The following is a 10460-nucleotide window of genomic DNA, read 5'->3' on the forward strand; positions in this document are numbered from 1 at the left end:
GTAGTGAGGACTTCAGTCCGCATAAAATCAGAGGACTGAAGTCCTCACTACGAACCTAATAACGGTATTATTTCATAAAATATCTCTCATCAAATCTAACTCGCAAATCTCTACCTCGGAGTAAAAACAGCACTAGGATAAGCAATCCGCTTGTGATTGAACTGTTCCCAAACTCGCACAAAAATCTCCGCAATTAAAGACATATCCTCCCGAGTCAAACCCGAATCCAGCAACTGATTATCCTGCCAGCGAGCCCTCAAAATCCGATTAACCATATTCAAAGCTTCCTCATGAGTGGCATCCTTGAGCGATCGCAAAGCAGCCTCACAAGAATCAGCCAACATCAAAATCCCCGTTTCCCGCGACTGCGGAATCGGCCCGTCGTAGCGAAAATCCTGCTCCCTCACTTCCCTGGTTTTGATTGCTAACTTTGAATTACCCGCATCTGCCAAAGTAATATTTAAATTTTCCGGTTCTTGGGCAGCAATTTGCTGCGCTTGATGGTAGAAATAAGCAATTAACATTGTGCCTTGATGTTCAGGAATAAACGCCTGAATTGCCTTCGGCAATCGATGCTTCCGCGCCATTACCAACCCTTCGCTAACGTGCTTTTTAATAATTTCGGCGCTCGTCCAAGGGTTATTAATCTCATCGTGTTTGTTGCCCCCGCCCATTTGATTTTCACAAAATCCGCTCGGGTCGTGCATTTTTCCTATATCGTGGTATAATGTCCCAGCCCTGACTAACTCAACATTGCAGCCGAGTTCCCTCGCCGCAGCTTCCGCCAAACTAGCCACAAACAGCGTGTGCTGAAAAGTCCCGGGAGCTTCGGCCGCCAACCTCTTTAACAGCGGGCGGTTGGGATTGGCAAGTTCCGCCAGCCGGATCGGGGTAATCAAGTCAAAAACGTGTTCTAAATAAGGGCTGATGCCGATCGCCACCACGCTCCAAGCCAAACCCGCCAAGCTTTGACAACCCACCGTACCGAGGACGACGTACCAAATCGCACCAGCAGCGGCGCTAGCAATCAAAGTCCCCACCAGATAGACGCTGCCCTGAGTCAAGCCGACAGCCACGCCCAAAAGAGCCAATTCCTCGCGCGATCGCAACCGCCCGGCCATAAAAGCGCCCAGCAATCCCCCCGCCGCGCTAGCCACCAAATGAATCAACTCTACATCCAAGCCAATGGGTAGCAGCACCGACAGCAGCCCCACCACAGTCACTCCCACCGCCGAACCGTAGAAGCCGCCTGCTAAAATCCCGATCGCGGGTAAAGTCGTCCAAGGCAGCCCCAAACTCACCAGCACCGGCGCGCTCAAAGTCAGCAACAGCAACAAGAAATGATCTCTCCGGCGCAAGCGGTAGTGCCTTTCTACCAGCAGTACGATCGCAATGGCCCCCGCGACTAAGCAAACAAACCCCGCCAACCCCAGCCAATTCACCCCCCGCCGGCTCAAACCAAAATAGTCCAGCAACACGAAATCTTGCTGCGAGATTTCTTTTCCTTCTGCAACAATTATATCGCCCTCCTCTACTTCGATCGTCACCGGTTTCACCTTTTGCGCCGCCAATTCAGCTAGCTGTTTGGTTTCCTCGGGATCTCTCACCAAATTCGGCTGCAAAATTGCACTTAAACCCTCAACCGCCAAAGCTTGGGACTCTAAGGGCACTTCATCTGCGACTTGCAGCTTCACAGCTTCTTTCAACATCTCTTTTGGTAACCCCGGCGGGATACCTTGAGCCAGCATCCTTTTCGCCGCCCGACTCATCCCCGTTTGGGTTTTCTCCCAAGCTGCATCGGACAATTCAAACAGCGAAGTATCGTAAATCTGTCGCAGCCCGGAAACCGACGGTTTAGAGAGCGCTTCCACAGCATTGAGATAGCGCTGACGAGCTTGCGAAATGCTGTTTGTCAGGCTTTGAAAATCTGCTGCTGAGACGGATCGACTGTAAGCTTGCAATTCTGAAATCGCATCTTGCTGAGACTGGTTATCTGTCGGTGCAGTTGTGGGGGAATTCAAATTCAACCGCTCGAAATTCGCACTGTTGTCCCCCGCTTGCGCCAAAATCGATCGCCACTCCCACTCCGGACACCCCCTCAAGTAAACCTGAACCGCATTTGAGAGCGCCGAGGGCGTCACAAACGGAAACTCGCCAACTCGCCGCCGCAGTTCGCTTCCCTGTTGCAAAAATTGTTGCAATTCTCGATCGATTTGTCGATCGACCGTGCGATCGAGCATTAATATCGCTACAGCCCCAATCCGCGCTGATGAACGCTTTTCTTCAGTAGTTTTGCGATCGGGGATGCTAACACTAGCAGGAGCCTTAATCGTCTGAGGAGCTTTCGTCCCCACATCCAGTTTCGGCTGGTTGTAGAAGCGGTGGCCCAGAGTGCTGCTGAGGGAAACTACTGCTACCAGCGCCAACATCGGGGAACGAGCTTGATTTTTGAGGCTTGATTTTGACGTTTTACTTCTAAATCTAGTAAAAGTCTCGGGCAGAACCGATTTTTGGGGCAAAAAACGGCTCAGGAGAGGCCCGCCAGGGCGATCGGGATCTGCCTTGCTGCCAGCATTTTGCACTTTAGCAATATGTTGGCGCAGTGAGCGCGCAGCCCCTAGCTGCTCAATCTGCCGCATCAATGAGGAGAGCGTATTCATTTGTGTCGAAGATAGATCACTGTTATCCAGCAGCCTTGTCAGAAATTCTGACTGTGCATCTTGATTGAGTTTATCCGAACTGCCGTACCTGAATATTCAAAACAAGCAGGCTAATTTACCTGATTCTCGCCAGCAGTTGGGTTTCTTTCTTTCGGTTGTCCACCATTAACAGGAGTCGCGCGAGCCCTGGCTAAAAACCCTGTTTCTCCGTAGTTCCTCGTTTCCCGACCCAGTATTCTCCTATAAACCCGGTTTTTTTGGGCAAGGGAGTCAGATTAAATTTTTTACTTTTTAATCTTTAATTGTAGCTTTCCTGGCGCTTTCGCTTTTGACTTGTTCATTGCTAATTGTTTATTAGACGAGCAATTGCCTAAATCTTTGATGCAATTCGAGCAAACCGCTTCGGAACGCGGATGGACGCAGATAATTTGAAGAAGAGCGAGGGAATGAATGCAATTGCTCGTCTCTTGCTAATTTCTGGTTTCCACTCCTGTTAAAAGTTCAAAACTTTATATTTTACGAGGTCTAATCACATAAGGTGCAGCCACCGATCGCGCTAGCGCTACCGAAGAGAGGCCAGCCGAAGGGTTGTAAACTCCAGCCCAAACAGCAAACAGGTTATTTGCTAACTCCACAATTTTTGCATCGCTACGGGTTCCCCAGATCCCGGGTGCTGGGTCCTCGGCCAACGGCAGCGATTCCACAGCCGAAAATACCTCTCGCCATTCTACAGGAATCGCAGCCACCCCGTTGTACGCTCCAGACAGAGATCCTGTCAAAGCACAAGTGAGTTGTCCGGCTATCCCGCAGCGAGCCGCCCGCACCACTGACAAGCGCCAGTCTTCTGGGGTGTTCAAGAAGCAGTAGAAAGCTAGAGCAATGGGAAGGAAATTTCCCGGGTTGACAATTGACTTAGTTTCTGATTTTTTCTCGCCCTCGCCCTGTTTTTGTCGCAAAGCTGTGGCGCTTTTGCACAGGTGAGTTGTGGCTGTTTCTAAATCGGCTCCCTGTTCTAGTAATATTTGTACTTGCAGCAGCAGCTCTGTTAAGGCATTATCTGTTTTCAGGTAGGCAATGGTTTGCTCGATCGCTCTGGCGGGGTCAAGTCTTTGTTTGAGCGATCGGGCGATCGCATATCCGATAGCTAACACTGCTGTCTGCCATTCTGACGGATTGTCCTTGAGCCAAACATCTGTCGCCAGCATGATTTTATCTCGCAGCTTAACCTTATTTTCGTGAAAAAACATCGCGCACGGCAGAGCAGCCACCGCAGCTTCACAAGGATTAAGCATACTTTGAAACTCAGTGCTTCGCGGATGGTAAATTTCCGACTTGGTGAATGCTTCCCAAGTATCACCCCAATCTTTTAAATCTAAACCCTTACACCGAATTAAACTTTGAGCGCCAGCCACCGCCAGTCTACCGCATTCGGATGAGCGTTTGCCCGTGAGGATTTTGCTCTTAGGAGAATTCAACGCTAATGTTGCCCCACTCAGCGTCAATTTTTGGTGTATCGTCAGTTGTAAAATCGGCTGCAAGTCTCCTCTTTCCGGGGGAATACCCACGAGTAGCCTCTGGTATTCCAGGCCTATAGAGTCTCCTAAAACTGCCCCCAGAATGGTTCCTTGAAACTTGCTCAACAGGGAATGCCGCATTTGAATTTAACTGAAGTTGCTAGTAATTGGGAATTGGTCATTGGTCATTGGTCATTGGGCCTTGGGAATTGGTAATTGGTAATTGGTAATTGGTAATTGGTAACTGTGATTTTTCTATTAATTATTTTACCATTTAAAAAACAATGCAACTGTAGGCAGGTGTTCCAAACCCTTACAGAATAAGTCATATCATGTCCGGTCGATTGACCGCAATAAGTAAGGAACGCACGTGCGGACTGAGCGTCCGCTCTTATTCTGCGGAATGGGAGGGCGCACTACCAACCGTTTTTGCGATCGTAATCGACCGGACATGATATGATTCCCCAATCTCAAATCTCAAATCTCAAATATCAACTCCCATTACCATTCTTGCTGGTGATTATTTTGAATTCAACCCAAATATATAAGGGCTGGTTTTCCATCTAAAACCGGCCCTCATCCGATCGCAAAAATCGGTGAATTTTTAATTTTTTATCAGATAACTAACTAGAGCTTGCAGCCCCAGCCGGTAACTTTCTGAGCCAAAACCGCTGATTTGCCCGATCGCCACCGCTGCGATATACGAGTGGTGGCGAAAAGCTTCCCGCCGGTAAATATTGCTCAAATGAACTTCCACCGCAGGGATATTCACAGCGGCGATCGCGTCTCTAATTGCCACACTCGTATGAGTATAAGCTCCAGCGTTAATCAACAAGCCTTGGTGCTGCCCCAACATTGAGTGAATTGCATCTACCAAAACCCCTTCATGATTCGATTGCTGAATAGACACTTGCACCTGGAGGGCTTGCGCTTCTCGTTCTAGCAACTCGTTGATATCATTTAAAGTCGCAGAACCATAAACTCCAGGTTCTCGCTGACCCAATAGATTCAGATTAGGGCCGTGAAGTACCAGGATATTTAACAATTTTAAAAATTCCAGCGCCACAAAATTTATGAGAGTTTTGACTTGGGATTTAGAACCAGTCCTCAACCTCAAACCTCAAACCTCAAACCCCAAATTCAGTGCCAACTACCGGCGATGCCTGGGTTGGTTGACTGGAATTGGAATCGGTTCGAGTTCCGGTTGAGCTTCTGGACTCAGCAGTCCTTCTATCAGCTTGCGAACCCATTCTTTAATTTGTTCCAGCACCTTTTCAATGTCTTCCATTGAACGGATAGCTCCTTTTGTTATAGTCTAGATTGCTAAACCGACGGCTAAATCTCTGAAAATAAGCAAGCACGACTTTGAAACCAAAGGTCAAACTTGCTTTCTCGCTTGCTGGTTGTTGGGAGCAACGGTTTGGAGCAACGGAGAGAGTCAGTATATTTGCCAATCAGTCCTGTCTTATTATCATAACGAATCTTTACAGATAATCAATAGGCAAGGGGAAAATTACTGAAATATCTCGGATGCCAATTATTAAAGAAAGCTTAAGCTTTCGGCTGACCATTGACAATTGACAAAGTGTTAGATGTTTTCTACGCTTTTGCCAATAATTTACGCCGGAGTCGATCGAGCGCCGTACAGCTACTCAGGTGCCGAATCCAATCGCGGCCTCTACCATCGCCGAAACGGTATTCAAAGCTTTCAGCCTCGCCGTTGGGGCCCGCTAAACCGATATAAACCAGTCCTACAGGTTTAGCATCGGTGCCGCCTCCGGGCCCGGCGACACCTGTAATGCTCAATCCCCAAGTGGTATTGAGACTCGCGCGCACTCCCGCAGCCATTTGTTTTGCGACGCTGGTGCTGACTGCACCAAATTCCGCTAAATCTTCGGGATTAACACCTAATAATCCTTCCTTAACCCGATTGTCATAGGAAATAATCCCGCCCAAAAAGTAGCTCGAACTGCCAGGAATAGCAGTCAGCATCGCACCCAATCCGCCACCGGTGCAGGATTCAGCCACACTCAGAGTTTCCCCGGCCAACAGCAGCAATTTGCCGACTGTCGAGGCGAGGGTATCGGTATCAGCACCATAACAGTCTAAGCCGGCAATCTGCCGCAATTGTTGCTCGATCGGCTCAATTAACTTTTTCGCGGCCACTTCCGACTCAGCGCGGGCCGAAATCCGCAATTTAACTTCGCCGTGATTGGCGTAGGGAGCCACAGTCGGATTAGTTAAATTTAGAAAAGGATCTACTTTTTCCGCCAGTGCCGACTCAGCAATGCCCCAAAATTTCAACGTGCGGCTGCAAATAGTTGAGCTGCACCAACCGCCATTTTTCAGATAAGGAACGGCGGTTTCTCGCCACATCAAGTGCATTTCCGCCGGTACGCCGGGAAAAGTCATCAATGTGACGTTGGGAATCGGCTGCCAAATAATCCCCGGTGCAGAACCACTGCGGTTGGGCAGAATGTCCGCAGTTTCGGGAATTAAAGCTTGTTTGCGGTTGCTGGGACTCATGCTGCGTCCCCGCCGTGCAAATTTTTGTTCGATATCGGCGATAATTTCCGGCTTTTCGATCAGGGGAACGCCAAAAAAATCGGCGATGGTTTCGACTGTGAGGTCGTCTGGTGTGGGGCCGAGACCTCCGGTAAAGAGCAAAAGTTGCGATCGGCTGACTGCAATTTCTAACACTTGTTTGATGCGTTCTGGATTGTCACCCACCACTGTTTGATAGTAGTGAGGTATTCCCAAAATCGCTAATTCTTTCGCTAAAAACTGGGAATTGCTATTAAGAATATCGCCTAAGAGCAATTCAGTGCCAACACAAATAATTTCAGCAACCATTATTCGATTTTAGATTGGGGAATTGGGATCCGTGGCCTCCGTGGCCTCCGTGGCCTCCGTGGCCTCCGTGGCCTCCGTGGCCTCCGTGGCCTCCGTGGGAATTGGTGATTCTTACTAACAACTAACAACTCACAACTAACAACTAACAACTGACAACTGACAACTGTCAACTGTCAACTGACTATCGAGCGTGTCTCCAAACTTTCCAGCTAGCGTATCCCAGCAAACTTGTCGCACCCATAGCGTAAATTACGCCGCTGGGAACCGAAAAAGCTAGGGCTAAACTTCCCACCCACAGTGTCAGCGAGTAAATAAATAAAACCGCAAATCTATGGGATAGTCCGGCTTCTAGGAGTCGGTGGTGGAGGTGGCGTTTGTCAGCAATAAATGGTGATTTGCCGTTACGGAGTCGATCGAGAATCACCGCCGACATATCTAAAATCGGTACAGCTAAAATTAAATATGGCAGCAACACAGAAGTAACAGCCGTAGTTTTAACTAACCCAATTACTCCCACTCCAGCGAGAGTAAACCCGATAAAATAAGCCCCGCCATCTCCCATAAAGATTTGAGCCGGATTGAAGTTGTAGCGTAGAAATCCCAAGGCCCCGCCAGCTAAAGCCGCTGCAATTAGCGCTGCTGCGGGTTGGTGCATCGACAGACTGACAATCAGCATCACAACTGCTGCAATCCCCGAAACTCCGGCTGCTAAACCGTCCAAACCGTCAATCCAGTTAATGGCGTTGGCCATACCGACGAGCCAAATCACAGTAATCGGCAAGCTCAGCCAACCAAGATCAGTCAGTCCCAGGGAGGGAACTGTGAGAAACTCAATTTGTACGCCTGCCATCCAAGCGATGCTGGATACGCCAATTTGCATGAGCAAGCGTTTTAGGGCCGAGAGCGAAAATAGGTCGTCTGCTAAACCGATGAGGAAGAATCCGAGGCCGCCGAGGGTGACTCCCCAAATTTCGTATTCCTGTTTGGGATTGAGAACTTGTCCGGTAGCATCGATGAAGCCTCCTGAGAACCAGACAAATAACAGGGCAATCAGAGTGCCGAGAAAGATAGAGACTCCTCCCAAGCGCACCATCGGGCGCTGGTGGACTTTTCGCTCGCCTGGTCGATCGACTCGCCCGCTTTTGAGACCAATTTTTTTAACTATTGGCGTACTCAAGAGGACGACGATCGCAGAAACCAGAAAAGCTATTACGTGGTACAGATACTGGTGCGGCATCTGAAATCAATTTTAAATAGTGCGGGGCAATTAGGGTGTCAGGCAGAGTCTACTACATTTCAGATGGCTTGTAACAAGGAAACATCTTTGAGTGCGACTGGGGGTTTGGAAGCCGGAGATTTGTCGGAGTCGAAGTTGAGACGGCGCCAACATTCAGGTTTTTAACTGCTAACTCTCGAATTAAGGGTTAGTTATCGATATTTTGCGATCGAAACAGTCGATCGATATTTGACGAGCCGGTCGAGTTTAACGCTATCTATCGCCACCGATAAATACCGTCTGTAAAACAGCCGAACCCGACAAATATCTTTACTAAAAACCGTCCGGGCGAGCGATATTTTTGATAAAAACCGCTTGTCAATATCGCTACTGGCAACTCTCAATCTTTTCCTGCTCTTTTACCCTTTTACCCGTACACTTCCAACTACCAATTCCCCATTGCCGATCAGGAAAATTAAGCTAATGCCGGCACTTTCAAGGACAAGTGGGGATATAACGGGAAGCGACCGCACAGTGCGGCTACTCGGCGCAGACATTCGGCGGCGACGCTTTCATCATCTGGATTTAGGAGTCGATCGGCAATAATATTGCCAATCTCGGTAAATTCTGCTGTTCCCATGCCCCTGGTGGTCATCGCCGGCGAACCGAGTCTCAAACCGCTGGTGACAAAGGGCGATGCCGGATCGAAAGGCACGGTATTTTTATTAGCAGTAATATTGACACCGCTAACTAATTGGTCGGCTCGTTTGCCTGTCATGTTTGCCGATCGCAAATCAACTAGCATTAAGTGATTGTCCGTGCCGCCAGAAACGAGTTTTAAACCCCGCTGCTGCAACTGTGCAGCTAAAGCGCCCGCATTTTCAATTACTTGACCAGAATAAGTTTTAAATTCCGGTTTTAATGCTTCGCCGAAAGCTACAGCTTTGCCCGCAATCACGTGTTCCAAGGGGCCGCCCTGAGTGCCGGGAAACACTGATTTGTCGAACTTTTTACCGAGTTCCGGGTCGTTGGTCAAAATCAAGCCACCGCGGGGGCCGCGCAGGGTTTTGTGGGTGGTGGTGGTGACTGCGTGACAGTGGTCGAGGGGGCTGGGGTGGTGGCCTGTGGCGACTAACCCGGCGATGTGGGCGATGTCTGCGAGCAGGTAAGCTCCAATTTCGTCGGCGATCGCTCTAAACTTTTCAAAGTCGATAATTCGCGAATATGCTGAATAGCCACAAATCAGCAATTTCGGTCGTTTTTGTTTGGCGAGTGCCAAAATTTCGTCGTAGTCGAGCTGTTCTGTTTCTTGGCTGACGCCGTAGTGAAAAGCTTTAAACCATTTACCGGATACGTTGACCGGCGAACCGTGGGTCAAGTGTCCGCCGTGGGACAAATCCATGCCCATAATTCCGTCCCCGGGCTCTAGCAAGCTCAAAAATACTGCAAAGTTGGCTTGAGCGCCGGAGTGAGGCTGGACGTTGGCGTGGGCTGCTCCAAATAGCTGTTTGGCGCGATCGATCGCAATTTGCTCGATGCCGTCAATAAATTCGCAGCCACCGTAGTAGCGTTTTGCTGGCAGCCCTTCGGCGTATTTATTGGTCAGAACTGAGCCTTGAGCTGCCATTACGGCTGCTGAGGTAAAGTTTTCGCTGGCGATCAGTTCTAGGTGGTCTCGCTGGCGCTGCAGCTCTTGCCCGATTAAATCGGCAATCAGCGGATCGGTTTGGGAAAGGAAGTCTAAGTTAGTGTCCGTCACAATAATCAACCTCTTGACAATTTTGGGATTGGGAATTGGGGATCTTTTACCCTACTACGGATTTCGCACCATTGACATAAATATTACGTTGTGTTCAGGTTAAGCCGTTTGTCCCAAATTCCTGACATACAATGAAATTACTGGTGTGAAACCTGCCGGAGGTATCAAATGTTAGTCATTCTAATTGAAAATCAGATGCTTGCTCCTCAGTGTGTTTGCCAAAGTTGTTTGCTGGCCGATCGCACGGGCCAACCGCGCTGGAGCGGTGGAGAGCTTCGCTGCGGCCATCCAGTTGCTAAACCAACGGAAAATTTGCCCGATCGATACGAGTGTCAAATGGGCTTCGTCATTGCCAATATTAAATAATCATCGGCCCGCCCAGGGCATGGGGCATGGGGCATGGGGCATGGGGCATGGGGCATGGGGCATGGGGCATGGGGCATGGGGCATGGGGCATG

At 49.2% G+C, this 10460-nt stretch carries 8 protein-coding genes; 1 reads left to right on the top strand and 7 read right to left on the bottom strand.

Going from position 1 to position 10460, the window contains the following annotated elements; all coding sequences use genetic code 11:
- Positions 1-110: 110 nt before the first annotated feature.
- The 7 genes from QUB64_RS23790 to glyA all read right to left on the bottom strand — a co-directional run bounded on the left by QUB64_RS23790 (position 111) and on the right by glyA (position 10002).
- On the bottom strand, positions 111-2660 hold the full coding sequence (locus tag QUB64_RS23790) for an HD family phosphohydrolase (RefSeq protein ID WP_333266594.1): 2550 nt from the start codon (positions 2658-2660) through the stop codon (positions 111-113).
- A gap of 509 nt (positions 2661-3169) precedes the next feature.
- Positions 3170-4315: an ADP-ribosylglycohydrolase family protein gene (locus QUB64_RS23795; RefSeq protein WP_333266597.1), complete on the bottom strand. Its 1146-nt coding sequence runs from the start codon at positions 4313-4315 to the stop codon at positions 3170-3172.
- Positions 4316-4778: 463 nt separating this feature from the next.
- Positions 4779-5219: a type II 3-dehydroquinate dehydratase gene (gene aroQ, locus QUB64_RS23800; RefSeq protein ID WP_333266917.1), complete on the bottom strand. Its 441-nt coding sequence runs from the start codon at positions 5217-5219 to the stop codon at positions 4779-4781.
- 105 nt (positions 5220-5324) lie between these two features.
- Positions 5325-5462, bottom strand: a complete 138-nt coding sequence (locus QUB64_RS23805; RefSeq protein WP_293178014.1) for a hypothetical protein — start codon at positions 5460-5462, stop codon at positions 5325-5327.
- A gap of 311 nt (positions 5463-5773) precedes the next feature.
- Entirely contained in the window at positions 5774-7027 is a 1254-nt protein-coding gene (locus QUB64_RS23810) for a competence/damage-inducible protein A (RefSeq protein WP_333266599.1), read from the bottom strand.
- 181 nt (positions 7028-7208) lie between these two features.
- Entirely contained in the window at positions 7209-8264 is a 1056-nt protein-coding gene (locus QUB64_RS23815) for a glycosyltransferase family 4 protein (protein WP_333266601.1), read from the bottom strand.
- Between the two features lie 454 nt (positions 8265-8718).
- Positions 8719-10002 carry a serine hydroxymethyltransferase gene (gene glyA, locus QUB64_RS23820; protein WP_333266603.1) on the bottom strand — a complete coding sequence of 428 codons (1284 nt, stop codon included), beginning with the start codon at positions 10000-10002 and terminating at the stop codon, positions 8719-8721.
- Positions 10003-10170: 168 nt separating this feature from the next.
- Between glyA and QUB64_RS23825 the strand changes: the two genes are divergently transcribed.
- A complete protein-coding gene (locus QUB64_RS23825) occupies positions 10171-10368 on the top strand; it encodes a hypothetical protein (protein WP_333266605.1) in 198 nt (65 codons plus the stop codon).
- Positions 10369-10460: the final 92 nt, after the last annotated feature.

The organism is Microcoleus sp. Aus8_D2 (genome assembly GCF_036702665.1).
GTDB lineage: Bacteria > Cyanobacteriota > Cyanobacteriia > Cyanobacteriales > Microcoleaceae > Microcoleus.

What these genes read in the sequence shown, in the direction of transcription:
- QUB64_RS23790 (WP_333266594.1), bottom strand. Translation starts at nt 2,660, where the DNA reads ATGAATACGCTCTCCTCATTGATGCGGCAGATTGAGCAGCTAGGGGCT.
- QUB64_RS23795 (WP_333266597.1), bottom strand. Translation starts at nt 4,315, where the DNA reads ATGCGGCATTCCCTGTTGAGCAAGTTTCAAGGAACCATTCTGGGGGCA.
- QUB64_RS23805 (WP_293178014.1), bottom strand. Translation starts at nt 5,462, where the DNA reads ATGGAAGACATTGAAAAGGTGCTGGAACAAATTAAAGAATGGGTTCGC.
- QUB64_RS23810 (WP_333266599.1), bottom strand. Translation starts at nt 7,027, where the DNA reads ATGGTTGCTGAAATTATTTGTGTTGGCACTGAATTGCTCTTAGGCGAT.
- QUB64_RS23815 (WP_333266601.1), bottom strand. Translation starts at nt 8,264, where the DNA reads ATGCCGCACCAGTATCTGTACCACGTAATAGCTTTTCTGGTTTCTGCG.
- QUB64_RS23825 (WP_333266605.1), top strand. Translation starts at nt 10,171, where the DNA reads ATGTTAGTCATTCTAATTGAAAATCAGATGCTTGCTCCTCAGTGTGTT.